Annotated in this window: 21 protein-coding genes and 1 tRNA gene; 1 reads left to right on the top strand and 21 read right to left on the bottom strand. The window is 64.9% G+C overall.

Annotated features, from left to right (window positions below; all coding sequences use genetic code 11):
• The 17 genes from AC1DO7_RS25720 to AC1DO7_RS25640 form a co-directional block, all read right to left on the bottom strand.
• A partial coding sequence (locus AC1DO7_RS25720; RefSeq protein ID WP_477116708.1) for an NADH-quinone oxidoreductase subunit J occupies positions 1-189 on the bottom strand: 189 nt, incomplete at its 3' end.
• 155 nt (positions 190-344) lie between these two features.
• Positions 345-836, bottom strand: a complete 492-nt coding sequence (gene nuoI, locus AC1DO7_RS25715; RefSeq protein WP_477116707.1) for an NADH-quinone oxidoreductase subunit NuoI — start codon at positions 834-836, stop codon at positions 345-347.
• Between the two features lie 65 nt (positions 837-901).
• On the bottom strand, positions 902-1,966 hold the full coding sequence (gene nuoH / locus AC1DO7_RS25710) for an NADH-quinone oxidoreductase subunit NuoH (RefSeq protein ID WP_441612319.1): 1,065 nt from the start codon (positions 1,964-1,966) through the stop codon (positions 902-904).
• Between the two features lie 18 nt (positions 1,967-1,984).
• The gene (gene nuoG, locus AC1DO7_RS25705; RefSeq protein ID WP_441612320.1) at positions 1,985-4,360 is read right to left on the bottom strand and encodes an NADH-quinone oxidoreductase subunit NuoG; all 2,376 of its coding nucleotides are present in this window, start codon (positions 4,358-4,360) and stop codon (positions 1,985-1,987) included.
• Between the two features lie 12 nt (positions 4,361-4,372).
• The gene (gene nuoF / locus AC1DO7_RS25700) at positions 4,373-5,668 is read right to left on the bottom strand and encodes an NADH-quinone oxidoreductase subunit NuoF (protein WP_477116706.1); all 1,296 of its coding nucleotides are present in this window, start codon (positions 5,666-5,668) and stop codon (positions 4,373-4,375) included.
• Between the two features lies 1 nt (position 5,669).
• Positions 5,670-6,170 carry an NADH-quinone oxidoreductase subunit NuoE gene (nuoE, locus tag AC1DO7_RS25695; protein WP_441612322.1) on the bottom strand — a complete coding sequence of 167 codons (501 nt, stop codon included), beginning with the start codon at positions 6,168-6,170 and terminating at the stop codon, positions 5,670-5,672.
• A 204-nt stretch (positions 6,171-6,374) separates the two neighbouring features.
• Entirely contained in the window at positions 6,375-7,628 is a 1,254-nt protein-coding gene (locus AC1DO7_RS25690; protein ID WP_441612323.1) for an NADH-quinone oxidoreductase subunit D, read from the bottom strand.
• Positions 7,629-7,636: 8 nt separating this feature from the next.
• Positions 7,637-8,236 (bottom strand): NADH-quinone oxidoreductase subunit C, encoded by a 600-nt coding sequence (locus AC1DO7_RS25685; RefSeq protein ID WP_441649929.1) that lies wholly within the window; start codon positions 8,234-8,236, stop codon positions 7,637-7,639.
• Between the two features lies 1 nt (position 8,237).
• Positions 8,238-8,720 carry a NuoB/complex I 20 kDa subunit family protein gene (locus AC1DO7_RS25680; protein WP_020203631.1) on the bottom strand — a complete coding sequence of 161 codons (483 nt, stop codon included), beginning with the start codon at positions 8,718-8,720 and terminating at the stop codon, positions 8,238-8,240.
• 6 nt (positions 8,721-8,726) lie between these two features.
• Positions 8,727-9,086 (bottom strand): NADH-quinone oxidoreductase subunit A, encoded by a 360-nt coding sequence (locus tag AC1DO7_RS25675; protein ID WP_420992699.1) that lies wholly within the window; start codon positions 9,084-9,086, stop codon positions 8,727-8,729.
• 164 nt (positions 9,087-9,250) lie between these two features.
• Positions 9,251-9,335: transfer RNA gene (locus AC1DO7_RS25670), tRNA-Leu, on the bottom strand.
• A 190-nt stretch (positions 9,336-9,525) separates the two neighbouring features.
• Positions 9,526-9,891, bottom strand: coding sequence for a preprotein translocase subunit SecG (gene secG, locus AC1DO7_RS25665; RefSeq protein ID WP_441612325.1), 366 nt, complete (start codon positions 9,889-9,891; stop codon positions 9,526-9,528).
• A gap of 46 nt (positions 9,892-9,937) precedes the next feature.
• Positions 9,938-10,675, bottom strand: coding sequence for a triose-phosphate isomerase (tpiA, locus tag AC1DO7_RS25660; protein ID WP_441612326.1), 738 nt, complete (start codon positions 10,673-10,675; stop codon positions 9,938-9,940).
• Between the two features lie 114 nt (positions 10,676-10,789).
• Positions 10,790-11,794, bottom strand: coding sequence for an NAD(P)H-quinone oxidoreductase (locus AC1DO7_RS25655; protein WP_441612327.1), 1,005 nt, complete (start codon positions 11,792-11,794; stop codon positions 10,790-10,792).
• A gap of 179 nt (positions 11,795-11,973) precedes the next feature.
• Positions 11,974-14,157 carry a polyribonucleotide nucleotidyltransferase gene (pnp, locus tag AC1DO7_RS25650; RefSeq protein WP_441612328.1) on the bottom strand — a complete coding sequence of 728 codons (2,184 nt, stop codon included), beginning with the start codon at positions 14,155-14,157 and terminating at the stop codon, positions 11,974-11,976.
• Positions 14,158-14,569: 412 nt separating this feature from the next.
• On the bottom strand, positions 14,570-14,842 hold the full coding sequence (rpsO, locus tag AC1DO7_RS25645; protein ID WP_441612329.1) for a 30S ribosomal protein S15: 273 nt from the start codon (positions 14,840-14,842) through the stop codon (positions 14,570-14,572).
• Between the two features lie 194 nt (positions 14,843-15,036).
• Positions 15,037-16,284: a branched-chain amino acid ABC transporter substrate-binding protein gene (locus AC1DO7_RS25640; protein ID WP_477116705.1), complete on the bottom strand. Its 1,248-nt coding sequence runs from the start codon at positions 16,282-16,284 to the stop codon at positions 15,037-15,039.
• 247 nt (positions 16,285-16,531) lie between these two features.
• Between AC1DO7_RS25640 and AC1DO7_RS25635 the strand changes: the two genes are divergently transcribed.
• Positions 16,532-17,059, top strand: a complete 528-nt coding sequence (locus AC1DO7_RS25635; protein ID WP_441643164.1) for a hypothetical protein — start codon at positions 16,532-16,534, stop codon at positions 17,057-17,059.
• A 141-nt stretch (positions 17,060-17,200) separates the two neighbouring features.
• On the opposite strand, the gene AC1DO7_RS25630 is transcribed toward AC1DO7_RS25635, so the two are convergent.
• The 4 genes from AC1DO7_RS25630 to AC1DO7_RS25615 form a co-directional block, all read right to left on the bottom strand.
• Positions 17,201-18,739, bottom strand: coding sequence for a 2-isopropylmalate synthase (locus AC1DO7_RS25630; protein WP_477116704.1), 1,539 nt, complete (start codon positions 18,737-18,739; stop codon positions 17,201-17,203).
• A gap of 357 nt (positions 18,740-19,096) precedes the next feature.
• A complete protein-coding gene (lysM, locus tag AC1DO7_RS25625; protein WP_441612335.1) occupies positions 19,097-19,591 on the bottom strand; it encodes a peptidoglycan-binding protein LysM in 495 nt (164 codons plus the stop codon).
• Positions 19,592-19,760: 169 nt separating this feature from the next.
• A complete protein-coding gene (pssA, locus tag AC1DO7_RS25620) occupies positions 19,761-20,663 on the bottom strand; it encodes a CDP-diacylglycerol--serine O-phosphatidyltransferase (RefSeq protein WP_441612336.1) in 903 nt (300 codons plus the stop codon).
• Positions 20,664-20,706: 43 nt separating this feature from the next.
• Positions 20,707-21,351: a phosphatidylserine decarboxylase gene (locus AC1DO7_RS25615; protein ID WP_441612337.1), complete on the bottom strand. Its 645-nt coding sequence runs from the start codon at positions 21,349-21,351 to the stop codon at positions 20,707-20,709.
• Positions 21,352-21,469 lie beyond the last annotated feature (118 nt).

Raw genomic sequence — 21,469 nt, 5'->3', positions numbered from 1 at the left:
CACGTACACCAGCACCAGCAGGATGGCCAGGAATTCGGCCTTCAGCAGCATCCAGATCGCGGCGGCCGTAAAGAACGACAGCACGAGGAACAGTGCGGAGTGCACGGGGTTCTTCGCGGTGATGACTTTCAGTGCGGAGAGCACCAGCACCAGCGCAAAGACGTAGAAGATGGTGGTCGTGAGTTCCATGGTCCCTGTCGGATCCTCTTTGAGCCTTCCGGCACAAGCCACCTCTGGTGGCCTGGCCTTGCGGCATCCTTTTCGTTGGCCCCGCAAGGGGCCCGATTCACATTGCATTGGCAGCGCCGGCCAGACTCGGCCGGCGCGCCCGGTCTTGCGCCGCCTTAGCGGTACTTGGCGTCCGCAGCCTTGGCCGCGGCGATCTGCGGTTCGTAGCGGTCGCCCACGGCCAGCAGCATGTCCTTGGTGAAATACAGGTCGCCGCGCTTCTCGCCGTGGTATTCGAGGATATGCGTCTCGACGATGGCGTCGACCGGGCAGGCCTCTTCGCAGAAGCCGCAGAAAATGCACTTGGTCAGGTCGATGTCGTAGCGCGTGGTGCGGCGGGTGCCGTCGGCGCGCGCGTCCGACTCGATGGTGATGGCCATCGCCGGGCAGACCGCCTCGCACAGTTTGCAGGCGATGCAGCGCTCTTCGCCGTTGGGGTAACGGCGCAGCGCGTGCAKGCCACGGAAACGCGGCGAGATCGGCGTCTTCTCTTCGGGGAACTGGACCGTGATCTTGCGGGCGAAGAGATAACGCCCGGTCAGAGCCATGCCCTTGAAGAGTTCCTTCAGGAGCAGGCTGTTGAAGAAGTCCTTGATGGCGAGCAGCATGACGATTGCTTCCTAATAATTCCACAGGGCGCCGCCTGGCATGGAGGCGCCCCTGCTTTGGCCGTTCAGTGCCAGATATTCCACGGCGACCGGATCCAGATCGCGACGATGATCAGCCAGCCGACCGTGAGCGGAATGAAGATCTTCCAGCCCAGGCGCATGATCTGGTCGTAGCGGTAGCGCGGGAACGAGGCGCGCAGCCAGATAAAGACCGACAGGAGCAAAAATACCTTGATCAGCAGCCAGAAGAAGCCCGGGATCGCATTGGTGATGAAGCTCGAGAACGGCGGTGCCCAGCCTCCCAGGAACATCAGCGCGGTCATCGTGGAGATGACGATCATGTTGATGTACTCGGCCAGGAAGAACAGCGCGAACGCCATGCCCGAATATTCGATCATGTGGCCGGCCACGATTTCCGACTCGCCTTCCACCACGTCGAACGGGTGGCGGTTGGTTTCGGCCACGCCGGAGATGAAGTACACCCCGAACATCGGCAGCAGCGGCAGCCAGTTCCACGAGAGGATGTTGATCCCGAGGCCGGCGAAGTAGCCCGTGTTCTGCGTGTTGACGATAGCCGACAGGTTCAGGCTGCCCGACACCATCAGCACCGTCACCAGGGCGAAGCCCATGGCGATTTCGTACGACACCATCTGCGCCGCGGCGCGCATGGCGCCGATGAACGCATACTTGGAGTTAGAGGCCCAGCCGGCCAGGATCACGCCGTACACGCCSACCGAGCTGATCGCCATCACGTACAGCAGGCCGGCATTGACGTTCGCCATCACCACGTCGGCCTGGAACGGCACCACCGCCCAGATCGCGATCGCGGGCATCAGCACCATCAGCGGGGCAACCAGGTACATGCCCCGGCTGACCTGCGTGGGCATCATCACTTCCTTGAGCAGCAGCTTGAGCACGTCGGCGATCGGCTGCAGCAGGCCCAGCGGGCCGACCCGGTTCGGGCCGATACGCACGTGCATCCAGCCGATCAGCTTGCGCTCCCACAGGATCAGGTAGGCCACGCACAGCAGCAGCGGCACCACGATGAGCACGGCGCGAATCAGGATCCACAGCGGCGTCCAGACGCCGCCGAACAGACTCTGACCTTGCGAGGTAATCCAGTCGATCATGTTTCTTTCTCGCTCTTCTTATGCCGTGGCCGCCGGCTCGGCCGCGCCCTTCGCGGCGGTGGCCAGGTCGATGGCTTTCTCAACGGTGACGGTGCCGAACATCGCGCCCAGGCTGGTCGCGGCGACGGTGCCTGCCGACACGCGCACGGTGTTCGCGGGCAGCGCGGCTTCCAGGGCTGCCGGCAGCACCACGCTGCCCTGCCCCTGCGTCACACGCACCGGATCGCCAGCCTGCACGCCCAGCGAGGCGAATAGGTCGGCCGACAGGCCGGCTTGCATGGCGCGGCGCGCGGCCGCGGTCAGCTGCAGCGAATCGGCACGGCGCACGATCGGGTCGGCGTGGTAGATCGGCACGTCGGCGACACGCTCGATGCCGCCGGCGGCCGCRCTCACGCGGATGGCCGCGTCGGTGGCGTTGCCCAGCTGCGGCGCGACCGGCTTGGCCAGCACTTCGTCACGCACGTTCTCGGCGGTCTCGTAGGCGAAGCCCGGCACGTCGAGCAGGTTGCCCAGCACGCGCAGGACCTTCCACGCCGGGCGCGAATCGCCCAGCGCACGGACCACGCCGTTGAAGCTTTGCGCCAGGCCTTCGCAATTGACGAAGGTGCCCGCGGTCTCGGTGTACGGCGTCACCGGCAGGATCACGTCGGCGTACTGCAGCGCGGCTTCCGAGCGGAACGGCGACAGCACCACCACGGTGCCGGCCTGGCCCAGCGCGGCCAGGGCCTGGCGCGGGTTGGCCGCGTCGAACTCGGGTTCCGTGTTGAGCAGCACGTACGCGCGGCGCGGCGTGTCGAACATGGCCTGCGCATTGGCGCCGCCGTTCTGCGGCAGCGCGCCGGCGATATGACCACCCACGGTGTTGGCGGCTTCGGTCAGGAAGCCTAGCGTGGCGCCGGTCTCGGTGGCGATCCACTGCGCCAGCGCATGCAGCGTGGCGAATTGCGGATGGCGCACCGCCTCGTTGCCGAGGAACACGGCGCGGCGCTCGCCCGACAGCAGCGCGTCGGCAACCAGCCTGGCCTTGTCGTCACCGTCGAAGCCGTCGGTGCCGGCCGGAGCGGCCACGCCCTTGGCAGCGGCCACGGCGCGCGCCACGCCGGCCAGGGCGGCTGCCCAGCCCGACGGTGCCACGTCGATACGGGCGGCCAGCGGCATCAGCAGGTCGTCGGCGTTGGCGCCGAGCACCGCGACGCGGGCGCCCTTCTTGCCGGCCTGGCGCAGACGCGCAGCCAGCAACGGGTGATCCTTGCGCAGGGCCGAACCAATCACCAGCACGCGTTGCAGCGCGGATACGTCGGCGATCGGTAGGCCCAGCCACGGCGCGCCCTTCAGGGCGGCCGAGAAATCGGTCTGGCGCTGGCGGAAGTCGACGTTGTCGCTGCCCAGGCCCCGTACCAGCTTGGCCAGCAGGTGGAGTTCTTCCAGCGTGCTGTGCGGGCTGGCCAGGGCGGCGATCTGGTCGGCGCCATGGTCGCGCTTGATGCTGGCCAGGCCGTTGGCCACGTATTCCAGCGCGGTCTGCCAGTCGGTTTCCATCCACTCGCCGCCCTGCTTGAGCAGCGGCTTGGTCAGACGGTCGGCGCTGTTCAGGCCTTCGTACGAGAAGCGGTCCTTGTCGGACAGCCAGCACTCGTTGACGTCTTCGTTTTCCAGCGGCAGCACGCGCATCACGCGCTGGTTCTTGGTCTGCACCACCAGGTTCGCACCCAGGCCGTCATGTGGCGACACCGACTTGCGGCGGGCCAGTTCCCAGGTACGGGCCGAGTAGCGGAACGGCTTGCTGGTCAGCGCGCCGACCGGGCACAGGTCGATCATGTTGCCCGACAGTTCGGAATCGACCGTCTGGCCGACGAACGTCGTGATTTCCGAGTGCTCGCCACGGCCCAGCATGCCCAGCTCCATCACGCCGGCCACTTCCTGGCCGAAGCGCACGCAGCGGGTGCAGTGGATGCAACGGGTCATCTCTTCCATGGAGATGAGCGGGCCCACGTTCTTGTGGAACACCACGCGCTTTTCTTCCTTGTAGCGYGACTCCGATGCGCCGTAGCCAACGGCCAGATCCTGCAGCTGGCACTCGCCGCCCTGATCGCAGATCGGGCAATCCAGCGGGTGGTTGATCAGCAGGAATTCCATCACCGACTTCTGGGCCTTGACTGCCTTCTCCGAATTGGTGAAGACCTTCATGCCCGCGGCGACGGGGGTGGCGCAGGCCGGCAGCGCCTTGGGCGCTTTTTCAACCTCGACCAGGCACATGCGGCAGTTAGCCGCGATGGACAATTTGCGGTGGTAGCAGAAGTGCGGGATGTAGGTGCCCAGCTTGCGGGCGGCTTCCATCACCAGGCTGCCTTCAGCAACCTCAACCTTCTTGCCGTCGATCTCGAGTTCAACCATGTTCTGCCACGCTTAAGAGTAGGCCGGAACCATGCACTGCTTGTGTTCGACGTGATGTTCGAACTCTTTCCAGTAGTGCTTGAGCATGCCGCGGACCGGCATCGCTGCCGCATCGCCGAGCGCGCAGATGGTGCGGCCCATGATGTTTTCAGCGACGTTATTGAGGAGGTCCAGGTCTTCCTGGCGCCCTTCTCCGTGTTCGATACGATTCACCATGCGATAGAGCCAGCCGGTGCCTTCGCGGCACGGCGTGCACTGACCGCACGATTCTTCGAAGTAAAAGTACGACAGGCGCAGCAGCGAGCGGACCATGCAGCGCGTCTCGTCCATCACGATCACCGCGCCCGAGCCCAGCATCGAGCCGGCCTTGGCGATCGAGTCGTAATCCATGTCGGACGCCATCATCATGTCGCCCGGCACCACCGGCGCGGACGAGCCGCCCGGGATCACCGCCTTGATGCGCTTGCCGCCACGCATGCCGCCGGCGAGCTCCAGCAGGGCCGCGAACGGCGTGCCCAGCGGGATCTCGTAGTTGCCGGGGCGCTCGATGTCGCCGGAGATCGAGAAGATCTTGGTGCCGCCGTTGTTCGGCTTGCCCATCTTCAGGTAATTGTCCGGACCGACGGTCAGCAGGAACGGCACCGCGGCGAACGTCTCGGTGTTGTTGATGGTGGTCGGCTTGCCGTACAGGCCGAAGCTGGCCGGGAAAGGCGGCTTGAAGCGCGGCTGGCCCTTCTTGCCTTCCAGCGAYTCSAKCAGCGCSGTTTCTTCGCCGCAGATGTAGGCGCCGTAGCCGTGGTGGGCGTGCAACTGGAAGTCGAAGCCCGAACCCAGGATGTTGTCGCCCAGGAAACCGGCCGCGCGCGCCTCTTCGAGTGCTTCCTCGAAGATCTTGTATTCGTTCCAGATCTCGCCGTGGATGTAGTTGTAGCCCACGGAGATGCCCATCGCGTACGCGCCGATGGCCATGCCTTCGATCAGCGCATGCGGGTTGTAGCGGATGATGTCGCGGTCCTTGAAGGTACCGGGCTCGCCCTCGTCAGTGTTGCAGACCAGGTATTTCTGGCCAGGGAACTGGCGCGGCATGAAGCTCCACTTCAGGCCGGTGGGGAAGCCCGCGCCGCCACGGCCGCGCAGGCCGGAGGCCTTGACGTCCGCGATCACCTGTTCGGGCGTGATCTTCTCGGTCAGGATGCGCTTGAGCTGCTGGTAGCCGCCGCGCTTGACGTAGTCTTCGAGGTGCCAGTTGCTGCCATCGAGGCCGGCCAGGATCAGCGGCTTGATGTGGCGGTCGTGCAGAGAGGTCATGTTACTTGTCCCCCTTGGCGGTGTCGGTGGCCTTGAGCTCGTCAACCAACTGGTCCAGCTTGGCATCGCTCATGAAGCTGCACATGCGGGTGTTGTTGACGATCATCACCGGCGCGTCGCCGCAGGCGCCCATGCATTCGCCTTCCTTGAGGGTGAAGGTGCCGCACGGGCTGGTTTCGTTGTAATCGATGCCAAGCTTGCGCTTGAGGTACTCGCCGGCCCGCTCGCCGCCCGACAGGGCGCAAGGCAGGTTGGTGCAGACCGTCAGCTTGTACTTGCCGACCGGCTTGGTGTCGTACATGTTGTAGAAGGTCGCGACTTCCTCGACCCATACCGGCGGCATGTCGAGGTAGCTGGCGACGAACTGCATGACTTCCGGAGAGACCCAGCCCACTTCGCCCTGTGCCACGGCCAGCGCCGCCATCACGGCCGACTGCTTCTGGTCAGCCGGATACTTGGCGATCGCGCGATCGATTTCCTTGAGAGCTTCTGCTGATAGCATGGTCGTTGCTGTAATACGCCGAGTCATTTGCGGTCATGCCCGCCACATGGCGCGCATTTCGCAGGTTTGCAGCCGTCGCTGCTGTTGCTGCCCGCATGTCAGAGGCATGCTGGGCCCACCGCGGGTTTCCCGTGGCAGGACGCGGGCTTTGCCCGTATCCCTGCCAGGGGCGCCCGGATCGTCGTCCGGGGCCGGCGGCTCTTGTTAGCGGTCGATTTCGCCGAAGACGATGTCCTGGGTACCGATGATCGTCACCGCATCCGCAATCATGTGGCCCTTGGCCATTTCGTCGAGGGCCGCCAGATGGGCAAAGCCCGGGGCGCGGATCTTCAGGCGGTACGGCTTGTTCGCGCCGTCGGAGATCGCGTAGATGCCGAACTCGCCCTTCGGGTGTTCCACTGCCGCGTAGGTCTCGCCCTCGGGCACGTGAATGCCTTCGGTGAAGAGCTTGAAATGGTGGATCAGCTCTTCCATGTTCGACTTCATGTCCACGCGCGACGGCGGCGTCACCTTGTGGTTGTCGCTCATCACCGGGCCGGGGTTGCGGCGCAGCCAGTCGATGCACTGCTTGATGATGTGGTTGGACTGGCGCATTTCTTCGATGCGCACCAGGTAGCGGGCATAGCAATCGCCGCCGATGCCGACCGGCACCTGGAAGTCCATGCGGTCATACACTTCGTAGGGCTGCTTCTTGCGCAGGTCCCACTCGATGCCGGAGCCGCGCAGCATCGGGCCGGTAAAGCCCATCTGCAGCGCACGCTCGGGACTCACCACGCCGATGCCGACCAGGCGCTGCTTCCAGATCCGGTTGTCCGTGAGCAGCGTCTCGTATTCGTCGACGTACTTCGGGAAGCGGTTGGTGAAGTCCTCGATGAAGTCGAGCAGGGAGCCCGAACGCGCCTCGTTCATGGCCTTGATGGCGCGCTCGTTGTGGATCTTCGACGCCTTGTATTGCGGCATCGTGTCCGGCAGGTCGCGGTACACGCCGCCCGGACGGTAGTAGGCCGCGTGCATGCGCGCGCCCGACACCGCCTCGTACATGTCGAACATGTCTTCGCGTTCGCGGAAGGCGTACAGGAAGACGGCCATCGCGCCCACGTCGAGCGCATGCGCGCCGATCCACATCAGGTGGTTCAGCAGGCGCGTGATCTCGTCGAACATCACGCGGATGTACTGCGCGCGGATGGGCACGTCGACGTCGAGCAGCTTCTCGATCGCCATCACGTAGGCATGCTCGTTGACCATCATCGACACGTAGTCGAGGCGGTCCATGTACGGCACGCTCTGGATCCAGGTCTTCTGCTCCGCCAGCTTCTCGGTGGCGCGATGCAGCAGGCCGATGTGCGGATCGGCGCGCTGGATCACTTCGCCGTCGAGCTCGAGCACGAGGCGCAGCACGCCGTGCGCTGCCGGGTGCTGGGGGCCGAAGTTCAGGGTGTAATTCTTGATGTCTGCCATTGCGCTTCTCAGTGCTGCAAGCCGCCGTAGTTCTCTTCCCGGATCACGCGCGGCGTGATTTCACGCGGCTCGATGGTCACGGGTTGATAGATCACCCGCTTCTGCTCGGGGTCGTAGCGCATTTCGACGTAACCCGAGACCGGGAAATCCTTGCGGAACGGATGGCCGACGAAGCCGTAGTCGGTCAGCAGGCGGCGCAGGTCGTTATGGCCTTCGAATACGATGCCGTAGAAGTCGAACGCTTCGCGCTCGAACCAGTTGGCCGAGTTCCAGACGTCGTTCAGCGACGGCACCACGGGCACGTCGTCGTCGGGCGCGAACACGCGCACGCGCAGGCGCCAGTTATGGGTGATCGACAGCAGGTGCGTCACCGCGGCGAAACGGGGGCCGTCCCAGGCACCGTCGCCGTACGCGGAGTAGTCGACGCCGGCCACGTCGAGCAGCTGCTCGAAACGCAGCGAGGGATCGTCGCGCAGCATCAGCGCGGTTTCCAGGGAGTCGTCGGCCTTGACGATAAGGGTTAGCTCCCCTACCGCTTCCACCAGTTTCTGGATACGCTTGCCCAATGTTTTTTCGAGCGCGGCCTTCAGGGTATCGAGGTTCGCCATGTCAGCCCTTGCGCGCGATGGTATTGGTGCGACGGATCTTGTTCTGCAGCTGGATGACGCCGTAGATCAGCGCTTCGGCCGTCGGCGGGCAACCCGGCACGTAGATATCCACCGGCACGATGCGATCGCAGCCACGCACAACAGAATACGAGTAGTGATAGTAGCCGCCGCCATTCGCGCACGACCCCATCGAGATCACCCAGCGCGGCTCCGCCATCTGGTCATAGACCTTGCGCAGCGCGGGGGCCATCTTGTTGCACAGCGTGCCGGCGACGATCATCACGTCGGACTGGCGCGGCGACGGACGGAAGACCACGCCGAAGCGGTCCAGGTCGTAGCGTGCCGCGCCGGCATGCATCATTTCCACAGCACAGCAGGCCAGGCCAAACGTCATCGGCCACAGCGACCCGGTGCGGGTCCAGTTGATCAGCTTGTCAGCGGTAGTCGTGACAAAGCCTTCATTGAGAACGCCTTCGATTGCCATTTCACATCACTCCCAATCGAGCGCGCCTTTTTTCCAGATGTAGACGAAGCCCACGATGAATTCCAGCAGAAACACGCCCATGGAGAAGAAACCCGGCCAGCCGATGTCGCGCAGGGCTACACCCCACGGGAACAGGAAGGCGGTTTCGAGATCGAACAGGATAAAAAGAATAGCGATGAGGTAATAGCGCACGTCGAACTTCATGCGCGCGTCCTCGAACGCTTCGAAGCCGCACTCGTACGGAGAGAGCTTCGCGGGATCAGGTTTGTTGGGGCCGAGGATCCGGCCAATCGACATCAGTGCCACGCCGAGCACGACACCGAAGATGATGAAGATGAGGACGGGGAAGTAGGCTTCGAGATTCAAGGTACGGCCAGCCTTATCTGGAATGTTGTCAACAGCACCAGCGCATAGCGGCGTCCTGTTGCCCACCCCAAGCGCCATTCCGTAGAAATTACGACGCCGCCTTGCGGACTGGCCGGGACATGAATCCGGAATGAACCCCGGACCCATGTCCCGATCAAGTTGTTTGGTGCCGACGGCGAGACTCGAACTCGCACAGCTTTCGCCACTACCCCCTCAAGATAGCGTGTCTACCAATTTCACCACGTCGGCTGGGGGAGAAACAATATTGCCTCGCGCCAGGGTTTTTACACCCTTCGGAACTCTGGCTGGGATAACTTTATCCTGGCTGGAGCCCCGTCGCTGGGGGATCGTTTCAAGCCTTGCATTCTAACCCAAAAATCTTGTTTTGTTCAATGCACAACTACAAAAATCTTCAAGAATAAGTCGCAAGGCTGCTTGATTATTTCGGTACCGCAGGCGCAGCTGCGCCCGAGGCCGCCACTGCGGGCGTAGCGGGAGCCGAAGCGGCGGCAGGAGCCGGCGCGGATTGCGGCGCTGCGCCCATCACGCCCAGCGAAGCAGCGGGACGATAGTTGCCCATCAGCGTCAAGCTCAGCGTGCAGATGAAGAACAGCGACGCCAGCACGGCCGTGGTGCGCGACAGGAAGTTGGCCGAGCCGCTGGCGCCGAACAGGCTGCCAGAGGCGCCCGACCCGAACGCCGCGCCGACATCGGCGCCCTTGCCATGCTGCAGCAGCACCAGGCCGATCACGCCAAGCGCGGACAGTACCTGCGCCACTACCAACAAAGTTTTGAAAATTGCCATTTGGTTCGATTCGCTTGCCTGATCAGACCATGTGAGCGGCCGGCATTCAGGCGTTGCCGATCGCGAGGAAATCGTCCGACTTCAGCGAGGCCCCTCCGATCAGGCCCCCGTCGATGTCGGGCATGGAAAACAGTTCTGCCGCATTGTCCGGCTTGACGCTGCCGCCGTACAACATGGCCATGCCGGCTGCCACGCCGGCGTCGCGCGCCGCCACGCGGCCACGCAGGAAAGCGTGCACGGCCTGGGCCTGCTCGCTGCTTGCGGTCTTGCCCGTGCCGATTGCCCACACCGGTTCGTAGGCCAGCACGATGCGGCCGAGCTGCTCGGTCGAAAGCGCCTCCAGCACGGCATCGAGCTGGCGGCCGACGACCGCCTCGGTCTGGCCGGCCTCGCGCTGCGCCAGGGTCTCACCCACGCACACTACCGGCACGATGCCTGCTTCGAGCGCGCGCAACGCCTTGGCGGCCACCACGGCATCGACCTCGCCATGGTAGCTGCGGCGCTCCGAATGCCCCACCAGGGCGTAGGAAGCGCCGAACTCGGCGAGCATCGGAGCCGACACCTCGCCGGTGAACGCGCCGCGCGTCTCGGCCGAGACGTCCTGCGCCCCCCAGGCCACCGCCGAACCGGCCAGCAGCGACTGGCACTGCGCCAGGTACGGGAAGGGCGCACACACCGCCAGGCGGGCGCTTGCGGGCGCGGCCTTGATACCTGCCAGCAGGGCCGCGTTGGCGGCCAGGCTGCCGTGCATCTTCCAGTTGCCGATGACGAGCTTTTGTCTCACGGAGCGCCTCTCTTGATAAAACCCGCTATTGTAGCGTGGGCCAGGGCCCTACGCCACCGAAGCGACCTCAAATCGCGCCGGGAAGCACTCCGCGCGGCCGCGGGCCTCGCCTCCTTACCAGGTCAGGACGATCTTGCCGATGTGCTCGCTGGATTCCATCAGGCGATGCGCGTCGGCGGCCTGCGCGGCCGGGAAGGTCTGGTGGATCACCGGCTTGATCTTGCCCGCGGCCAGCAGGGGCCAGACATGCTGGTGCAAAGCCTGCGCGATCTCGCCTTTGAATGACACCGGACGCGGACGCAGCGTCGAGCCGGTCACGGTGATGCGGCGGCGCAGGATGTCGCCCAGCGGTATTTCGGCCTTGGCGCCGCCGAGCAGCGCGATGATGACGATACGGCCATCGTCGGCCACGCACGACAGCTCGCGCGCCAGGTAAGGCCCGGCCACCATGTCGAGGATGACGTCGGCGCCGCGGCCGCCGGTCAGCGCCTTGACCTCGGCGACGAAGTCCTCGGTCTTGTAGTTGATGGCGCGGTCCGCGCCCAGCGCCTCGCAGGCGCGGCACTTGTCGGCGCTGCCGGCGGTCACGAAGACCTTGTGGCCAAGCGCCTTGGCGATCTGGATGGCGGTGGTACCGATGCCGCTCGAGCCACCCTGGATCAGCAGCGTCTCGTCCTTGCCCAGCGGGCCGCGCCCCAGATAGCCCCGGTCGAACACATTGCTCCACACGGTAAAGAAGGTCTCGGGCAATGCCGCCGCCTCGATGTCCGACAGGCCTGCCGGCACCGGCAGGCATTGCGCCACCGGCGCGGCGCACAGCTCGGCATAGCCGCCGCCCTGCACCAGGGCGCAGACGCGGTCACCCAGCTTCAGGCCGAAGCGGTTGTCGGGGTGCGAGAGATCGCCGCCGGCCACCACGCCCGCCACCTCCAGTCCCGGCAGGTCGGACGCGCCGGGCGGCACGGGATAGTTGCCGGTGCGCTGGAACACGTCGGGGCGGTTGACGCCCGCGGCGGCCACGCGGATCAGGATCTCGCCGGGCCTGGCCTCGGGATCGGGACGCTGCGTCAGTTGCAGGACTTCGGGGGCGCCGTACTCACGGATTTCGATGGCTTGCATTGCTGCTCCTTGCGTTGCGCATGCCGCGGCTTCGCGCGCATGGCTGGGGATCGATGTTTGGGGTCCGCCGCGAAGGCCGGGGCTGGCCGTTGCAGCAGGCGAGACTGGCGGCAGTGTAAACAAAAAAACGGCTGGACATCGCCAGCCGTTTTTTCTGCTACGGGTACTGCCCGGACCGCTTACTGCTGCTGGTCCGCCGACGGTGCGGCCGGTGCGGCCGGCGCGGCCGGTGCCTCGCTGGTGTTGACGATCGGGCTGATGCTGCCGCCCTCTTCGGCCAGCGCGGCCTTCAGGGACAGGCGCAGGCGGCCCTTCTCGTCAGCCTGGATCAGCTTGACGCGAACATGCTGGCCTTCCTTGAGCCAGTCCTTGATGTCCTTGACGCGCTCGTTGACGATCTCGGAGATATGCAGCAGACCGTCCTTGCCCGGCAGGATGTTGACGATCGCGCCGAAGTCCAGCAGCTTGAGCACGGTGCCGGCGTAGATCTTGCCCACTTCGGCTTCCGCGGTGATGCCTTCGATGCGGCGCTTGGCTTCGGCCATGCCTTCGGTCGAGGTCGAGGCGATGGTGATGGTGCCGTCTTCCTGGATGTCGATGGTGGTGCCGGTTTCCTTGGTCAGCGCCTGGATGGTCGAGCCGCCCTTGCCGATCACTTCGCGGATCTTGTCCGGATGGATCTTCATGGTGATCATGCGCGGTGCATGCTCCGACAGCTCGGTGCGCGCGTGGCCCATGGCGTCCTGCATCTTGCCCAGGATATGCAGGCGGCCTTCCTTGGCTTGCGCCAGCGCGACCTGCATGATTTCCTTGGTGATGCCCTGGACCTTGATGTCCATCTGCAGCGCGGTGATGCCGGCGTCGGTGCCCGCCACCTTGAAGTCCATGTCGCCGAGGTGGTCCTCGTCGCCCAGGATGTCGGTCAGCACGGCGAACTTGTTGCCTTCCAGGATCAGGCCCATGGCCACGCCGGCCACGTGCGCCTTGACCGGAACGCCGGCGTCCATCAGTGCCAGGCAGCCGCCGCACACCGATGCCATCGACGACGAGCCGTTGGATTCGGTGATTTCGGAGACCAGGCGGATGGTGTAGGCGAATTCGTCGTCCTTCGGCAGCACCGGGATCAGCGCGCGCTTGGCCAGGCGGCCGTGGCCGATTTCACGACGCTTCGGGCTRCCCACGCGGCCGGTTTCGCCGGTGGCGAACGGAGGCATGTTGTAGTGGAGCATGAAGCGGTCGCGGTATTCGCCGGCCAGTGCGTCGATGATCTGCTCGTCGCCCTTGGTGCCCAGCGTGGCCACCACCAGCGCCTGCGTCTCGCCGCGGGTGAAGATGGCCGAGCCGTGCGCGCGCGGCAGCACCGACGAACGGATCTCGATCGGGCGTACCGTGCGGGTGTCGCGGCCGTCGATGCGCGGCTCGCCCGACAGCACCTGGCTGCGCACGATCTTGGCTTCGATGTCGAACAGCACGTTGCCCACTTCGACCTTGTCGGCTTCCACGCCGGCTTCGGCCAGCTTGGCCGTCACGGCGGCGTAGACTTCCTTGAGCTTCTGGCTGCGCGCCGACTTCTGGCGCAGCTGGTAGGCGTCCTGCAGCAGCGACTGCGCGATCTCGCCGACCTTGGCGATCAGCGCTTCGTTCTTCGGCGCCGGTGCCCAGTCCCACTCGGGCTTGCCGCCGTCGCGCACCAGGTCATGGATGGCGTTGATGGCGGTCTGCATCTGCTCGTGGCCATAGACCACGGCGCCCAGCATCACTTCTTCCGACAACTGGTGGGCTTCCGATTCCACCATCAGCACGGCGCGCTCGGTACCGGCCACGATCAGGTCGAGCTGCGAGGCGGCGATCTGCGAGCGGGTCGGGTTGAGCAGGTACTGCCCATCCTTGTAGCCGACGCGGGCGGCGCCCACGGGGCCGCTGAAGGGGATGCCCGACACGGCCAGCGCGGCCGAGGCGCCGATCAGCGCGGGGATGTCGGCCGGCACTTCCGGGTTCAGCGACAGCACGTGGATCACCACCTGCACGTCGTTGTAGAAACCTTCCGGGAACAGCGGGCGCAGCGGACGGTCGATCAGGCGCGAGGTCAGCGTTTCGTTTTCCGACGGACGGCCTTCACGCTTGAAGAAACCGCCGGGGATCTTGCCGGCGGCGTAGGTCTTCTCGATGTAGTCGACGGTCAGCGGGAAGAAGTCCTGGCCGGCCTTGGGCGACTTGGCCGCCACCACGGTGGCGAGCACCACGGTGTCTTCCACGTCGACGATCACGGCGCCGCCAGCCTGGCGGGCGATTTCACCGGTTTCCAGGCGCACCGTGTGCTGACCCCACTGGAATTCCTTGACGATCTTGTTGAACATGGTCATGAGCGTTCCTTTGTTCGTGCTTGCACGCATTGTGCAATGCCCGCGTTAGCAGCCGCGGGCGAACCGCCGGATGCGCGTCGGTCGCGGTCACAGGGAAGTGCTATGCCATTCCAGCGGGGTACCCGCCGGATACCACGCTGGAATGACACAAAGCCCCGCTTCCTTGCCCGACTCCGGTATGAAAAAAAGCTAAAGAACGAAGTAACTTACTCCGTTGCACGTCTTGGCGCAACGGGCGCCAGGCATGGCCGCCTGGCGATGCCGGGTGAAACGAACATCACTTGCAGCGTTGCGGACATCGGCCCGCAAAAACAAAATGCCTGCATCAGCGGGGCTGACGCAGGCATTCATGGCTTCACGCGAAGGCGTGCATTGCATCCATTCGTGCTGCCATCCGGACGATCCTGGGTGCTTACTTACGCAGGCCCAGCTTCTCGATCAGCGAACGATAACGGTCGGCATCGTTGGCCTTGAGGTAGTCCAGCAGGCGACGACGACGGCTCACCATGCGCAGCAGGCCGCGGCGGCTGTGGTGATCCTTCATGTTGGCCTTGAAGTGGGGGGTCAGTTCGTTGATGCGGTTGGTCAGCAGGGCGACCTGGACTTCGGGGCTGCCGGTGTCGTTGGTTGCACGTGCGAACTGCTTGATGATGTCGGTCTTGCTGCTGGTTTCGGCTACTGCCATGATGATTTCCTTTTCACTTGCGAACGCTACAGCGCGGAATACGCCGCCTGCGTCGTGCCCTTTGCGTCTTTCAGGCAATTTTGTCCTGGCCAGGCCGGAGCATCGGCACCCCGTTGGGTGATCCATCCGCGACCGGTTGGCTGTGACAGCCGGCGATTATAACGGAAATCCGGCGGCGCTTGCCAGGAAATCCCTCAGAACCGCTCCATCCGGCAAGTCGTGGGCAACGTGGTCTGCGCGGCCTTGAGCTTGCGCACCGTGCGGAAGCCGTAGCCCGAGCCCTCGTTGTCGAAGCGCACATCCCCTCCCTGCTTCTCCATCACGGACACATAGAGCGGCTGCAGGACCTGGTGGTCGTCGGCGCGGATGGTGGCGTCGTGGAAGTCGTTGACATAGCGCATGCCCTCCAGCGCGCGCGCCACCTTGACGGCATCGGTCGAACCGGCCTGCTCGATCGCGCGGGCCAGCATTTCCACCATCATCTGCATGCGCAGGTGCACGTAGTCGTCCCGTGGCTCCGGATAGCGCGAGCGGAAGGCCTGGTAGAAGGCGTCCGAGGCGGCTCCGCCGACATTCGGGTGCCATTCCGCCACCGCCAGCACCCGCCCTACCCCGGCGTCGCCCATTGCCGMGGGCGCGCCCAGGCCATTGCCGTAGAAGGTGTAGAACTTGGCGCTCAGGCCCCCTTCGCGCGCCGCCTTGACCATCAGCGTCAGGTCGTTGCCCCAGTTGCCGGTGACCACGGCATCCGCCCCGCTGGCCTTGATCTTGGCGATATACGGGGCGAAATCCTTGATCTTGCCGATCGGATGGAACTCGTCGCCCACGATGCGCAGTTCCGGGCGCTTGGAGGCGAGCATCTCGCGCGCGGAACGCGACACCTGGTGCCCGAAACTGTAGTCCTGGTCGATCAGGTAGACGCGGCGCACACTCGTGTCGGCGCGGATGACTTCGGTCAGGGCCTGCATGCGCATGTCAGCGCTGGCGTCGAAGCGGAAGTGCCAGAAACTGCAGCCTTCGTTGGTGAGCGCTGGGTCGACCGCCGAATAGTTCAGAAACAGCACGCGCGCATCCGTCTGACGCGCGTTGTGCCGGTTGACCGCGCCGACCAGCGCGCCTGCCACCGACGAACTGTTGCCCTGCAGGACGAAGGGAATGCGGCGATCCACCAGGCCGCGGAACTGGATCAGGCTCTCGTCGACATTGCCCTTGCTGTCGAAGGTGACCAGCTCGAACGGGCGCGCGCCCTGGGCGGTCTTGACGCCGCCGCGTGCGTTGACGCGGTCGATGGCGATCCGCAGGTTGCGCACCACCGCGTCGCCTGCATTGGCAAAAGGCCCGGACAGCCCCTCGATCATGCCCAGCCGGATCGGCTCCTGGGCGCCCGCGCCCGCGGCGACCAGCGCCAGCAGGCAGCCGGCCAGCCATCGTTTAACCAACATCGAGAGATCTCCCGCCAAAAGCGATGCATGGTAAGCCACGGCTCCGGCCGAGGCAAACCCCGCCACAGTGTCATACCAGGGCGATATTAGGCCGAGAAGAAGACACTATCGCGCAGATTGGGGCCGGGAGGTGCGTGTGTCACGTGAACCGCACACAACTTTCCGGCGCGGATACACTCTTAATCCTTATCAGCGCAGCAACGCAGCAACGCAGCAGCGCAACCACGCAATCCCGGGGAAGACCGCCATGAACACAGCCTTGCACCGCGCCGCCTGCTGCATCGCGCTCGCTGCGGCGGCCATCCTGCTATCCGCCTGCGCCACGCTGCAACCGGTGCAGGCGGGACAGAAACTGGTGGGTGCGCCGCAAGCCGACGTGCGCGCAATGTTTGGCCTGCCGACCGATACCTACCGCCTCGCGGACGGCACCGAACGCTGGATCTATTCCAGGCAACCGTTCGGGCGCCAGTCGTACGCGGCGGACTTCGACAGCAACGCACGCCTGACCTCGTTCCGGCAGATGCTGCAGACCAGCGAACTCTACAAGGCCAAGGTCGACGTCTGGACCAAGCTCGACGTGGAGCAGCATTTCGGCAAGCCGCGCGAACCCACGCAATACTTCCCGCTGATGAAGCGCGAAGTGTGGTCCTATCGCTTCCGCCACGAAGACAACTGGCCGTCGATGTTCAATTTCTATTTTGACGACGGCGGTGTACTGCGCCAGACGCAGATCACACCCGACCCGCTGGCCGACGGACCCGGCCGTCGCCGCTGAGGCGGCGCACGGGTCCGTCGCAACCCCGCGCCTTGCACGCGGGGAGAACGCAAAACGCCCGCCGGCGTCCTCGTGGGAACGCGGCGGGCCAGTCCAAGCCCGGCGGCCGGGTAGGCCGCGGGGCTTCCGCTCCGATCGGGATCAGATCTGCGGGTTGATCTTCTGCACGGCCTTGTCGTGCAGCTTGTTCAGCGCGGCCAGGTAGGCCTTGGCCGAAGCAGCCACGATGTCGGGGTCGGTGCCCACGCCGTTGACGATGCGCCCGGCCTTGGACAGCCGCACCGTGACTTCGCCCTGGGCCTGCGTGCCGGTGGTGATGGCGTTGACCGAATACAGCACCTGCTCCGCCCCGCTGTTGACCTTGCTCTCGATGGCATGCAGCGTGGCATCGACCGGGCCGTTGCCCTCGGCTTCGCCGACCACCTCCTGGCCATCCATATTGAAGACCACGCGCGCATGCGGGCGCTCGCCGGTTTCCGAATGCTGCGACAGCGAGATGAAGCGGAAGTGGTCGTTGACGTCGTGTGCCTCGTCGGAAACGATGGCCATGATGTCTTCATCGAAGATCTCGGCCTTCTGGTCCGCCAGCTCCTTGAAGCGCGTGAAAGCGGCGTTGACCTCGCTCTCGCTTTCGAGCTCGATGCCAAGTTCGTGCAGGCGCTGCTTGAACGCGTTGCGACCGGACAGCTTGCCCAGCACGATCTTGTTGGCGGTCCAGCCCACGTCTTCGGCCCGCATGATTTCGTAGGTGTCGCGCGCCTTGAGCAYGCCGTCCTGGTGGATGCCGGAGGCATGGGCGAAGGCGTTGGCGCCGACCACGGCCTTGTTCGGCTGCACCACGAAGCCGGTGATCTGCGATACCAGCTTGGAGGCCGGCACGATCTGGGTGGTATCGACGCCGACATCCAAGTCGAAGTAGTCGCGGCGGGTCTTGACCGCCATCACCACCTCTTCCAGGCTGGTGTTGCCGGCACGCTCGCCGAGGCCGTTGATGGTGCACTCGACCTGGCGCGCGCCGCCGAGCTTGACCGCCGCCAGCGAATTGGCCACCGCCATGCCGAGGTCATTGTGGCAATGCACGGACCACACGGCCTTGTCGGAATTGGGAATGCGCTCGCGCACCGAGCGGATCAGCGCGGCGTAGCCTTCCGGCACCGCATAGCCCACCGTGTCGGGCAGGTTGATGGTGGTCGCGCCTTCGGCAATCACGCCTTCGAGCACGCGGCACAGGAAATCCATGTCCGAGCGGCTGCCGTCTTCGGGCGAGAACTCGATGTCGTCGGTGAACTGGCGCGCGAAGCGCACGGCGAGGCGGGCCTGCTCATAGACCTGGTCGGGCGTCATGCGCAGCTTCTTTTCCATATGCAGCGCCGAGGTGGCGATGAAGGTATGGATACGGAAGGAGTTGGCGGGCTTGAGCGCTTCGGCGGCACGCGCGATGTCCTTGTCATTGGCGCGCGCCAGCGAGCAGATGGTGGAATCCTTGACCACCTGCGCGATCGAGCGGATGGCCTCGAAATCGCCGTTGGAGCTTGCCGCGAAGCCGGCTTCGATCACGTCGACCTTCAGGCGCTCCAGCTGCCGCGCGATGCGGATCTTTTCATCGCGGGTCATGGAGGCGCCGGGCGACTGCTCGCCATCGCGCAAGGTGGTGTCGAAAATAATGAGTTTGTCGGACATGGGTGGGGCTCCTGGGCTTTATCTGTTGTGCTTTGCGTCTTGCGGACCTGGCTCGCGCTCCCGGCACGCTGGCGCTGAATGCAAAACGCCCCGGCGTGCAGTGATGCAGGCCGGGGCGTTTGTGAATCCTGTGTGACTTTGCGCGAGGGTGTTGGCTTCCCTCAGCGCGAACGCGTCCCGACCTGATGGCCTAGTAGGCCACCTAGAATGGTGCGGGCGAGTAGGGCTTGGCGCGAAATCATGTGAGCGACTATAGCCGAGAAGCCGGGCGCGCGCAATACGGTAGCAACAATCCCGATCGACGCGATCACGCGTCGCCTGCCGGGGCAGGAAAGCGCCCTGCCCCGGCGACCCGGCTCAGGCCTTGGGCGGGATGCGCAGCTTCTGGCCCGGATAGATCTTGTCCGGATGCGACAGCATCGGGCGGTTGGCCTCGAAGATGGCGTTGTACTGTGCGCCGTTGCCGTAGGCCGCCTGTGCGATGGCCCACAGCGTGTCGCCCTTGACCACGGTGTGCCATTGCGACTCGGCCGCCTCGACATTGACCGACATCTTGTCGTCGACCTTGTCCACGCCCTGCACATTGCCGCAGCACAGGATGATCTTCTCTCGCGTGGCCTGGTCCGGCGCCACGCCGAACACCGTCACCAGCCCCTGCGAGCCATCGACCTGCACCATCAGTCCGGTGGCGTCCAGGCCCATCTGCTTGATGTAGGCCTCGATGGCATCGCCGGCGGCGCGGTTGGCCGCGTCGGCGTCGGCCGCCGGCGCGGCATCCGGCGTTGCCGCCTTGGCTGCTGCGCCGCCGAACAGTTTCTCCCCTGCTTCCTTGATGAAGTCGAGCATGCCCATGAGAACCTCCTGTGATCGTGAAAAGAGAACAACGAGGGAACAGCAACCGGAGAACGAGAACAGCAACCCCGGGGGTCAGAGAGCCAAGATAAAAGAGTGGCGGAAAAAGCGCGAGAACAGAAGAGTAAGAAAAAGAAAAGGCGCCGCAGCGCCCTTTCGACCAACCGGGTCAGGAACGTTCGTTCCCGCCGTCGCGCAGCTTGCGCTCGCCGGCCGGGTGGCCGTGCAGCCCACGCCAGCCCCACAGCACATAACCCGAAATGGCATACGCCACGAACAGCCCGAACAGCGCCACCGGCGGATCGGTCGAGACCACCACGAACAACACCAGCACCAGCACCATCATGCCGAACGGCACGCGGTAGCGGACATCGAGGGCCTTGCCGCTGTAGAACGGCGCGTTCGACACCATCGACAGGCCGGCGTACAGCGTGATGCCGAACGCCACCCACGGCATCCACAGCTCCTTGACGGGCAGCTTGTTGTCGATCACCAGCCACACGAAGCCGGCCACCAGCGCCGCCGCCGCCGGGCTGGGCAGCCCCTGGAAGAAGCGTTTGTCGACCACGCCGATATTCGCATTGAAGCGCGCCAGGCGCAGCGCCGCGCAGGTGCAGTAGACGAAGGCCGCGATCCAGCCCCATTTGCCCAGGTCGTGCAGGATCCACTCGTACATCACCAGCGCCGGCGCCACGCCGAAGGAGGTCATGTCGGACAGCGAATCGTACTGCTCGCCGAATGCGCTCTGCGTATTGGTGATGCGCGCCACGCGGCCATCCATGCCGTCGAGCACCATGGCGGCGAAGATGGCGATGGCCGCCGTGTCGAAGCGCATGTTCATGGCCTGCACGATGGCAAAGAAGCCGGCGAACAGCGCCGCGGTGGTAAACGCGTTCGGCAACAGGTAGATGCCGCGCCGGCGCGGGCGCACGTACTCGATGTCGTGGTCTTCGCCGGCGGCGTCGTCGTAGCCGTCCTGTTCGTTTCCGCGCAGCTGGTTGTGGCGGAACGGACGCAGATGCGTCACGTTGCCGTTGCTGGCGCGCTTGTTGCGCCGGTTGAATGCACCCATGCCTGTTCTCCAGTGGCTCCGGTCTGTTGCGGCCGAGGCCCGATCAGTCCAGCTCGGCCAGGACGGTCGAAGAGGCCGACACCTTCTCGCCGATGGTCACGCGCGGGCGCGCATCCACGGGCAGGTACACGTCCACGCGCGAGCCGAAGCGGATAAAGCCATAGCGCTGGCCGCGCGACAGCGTTTCTCCAACCCGGGTATAGCAGAGGATGCGGCGCGCCACCAGGCCGGCCACCTGTACCAGCGTCACCACCTTGCCGTCGCCCGCGCGGCGGATCACCACCGCATTGCGCTCGTTTTCCAGCGAAGCCTTGTCGAGATCGGCATTGACGAACTTGCCGGCAAAGTACTCGACCTTCTCTACCTGGCCGTCCACCGACACACGGTTCGAATGCACGTTGAACACATTCATGAACACGCTGATCTTCAGCGCCTCGCGCCCGGCGTAGGGATCCTGGGTCTTCTCGACAACCACGATGCGGCCGTCGGCGGGGGCCAGCACGGCGTTCGGCTGGGCCGGGATCGGCCGCGGCGGATCGCGGAAGAACTGCAGCACGAACAGCGTAATGATCCACAGCGGCAAGGCCCACCAGAAGCCGGCGCTGACCTGCACCAGCAGCGAGATGACAAAGGCGCCGGCCAGGAATGGCCAGCCTTCACGGGCGATCAGCGGATGAGGATAGTTCATGCAATGCTTGGTAGAAGAAGAAAGTCTGACAAGGATAACAAAAAGCCGTCCAGCCCCCGCGCGAAAGCTCCCTCGGAACAGGGATTCGAACGCGCGGAAGACTGGACGGCCGCGGCCC

The sequence above is a fragment of the Cupriavidus sp. 05N40 genome (assembly GCF_056397305.1).
The sequence above is the reverse complement of the archived record's forward strand: the minus strand, read 5'-3'. Positions and strand labels throughout refer to the sequence as shown.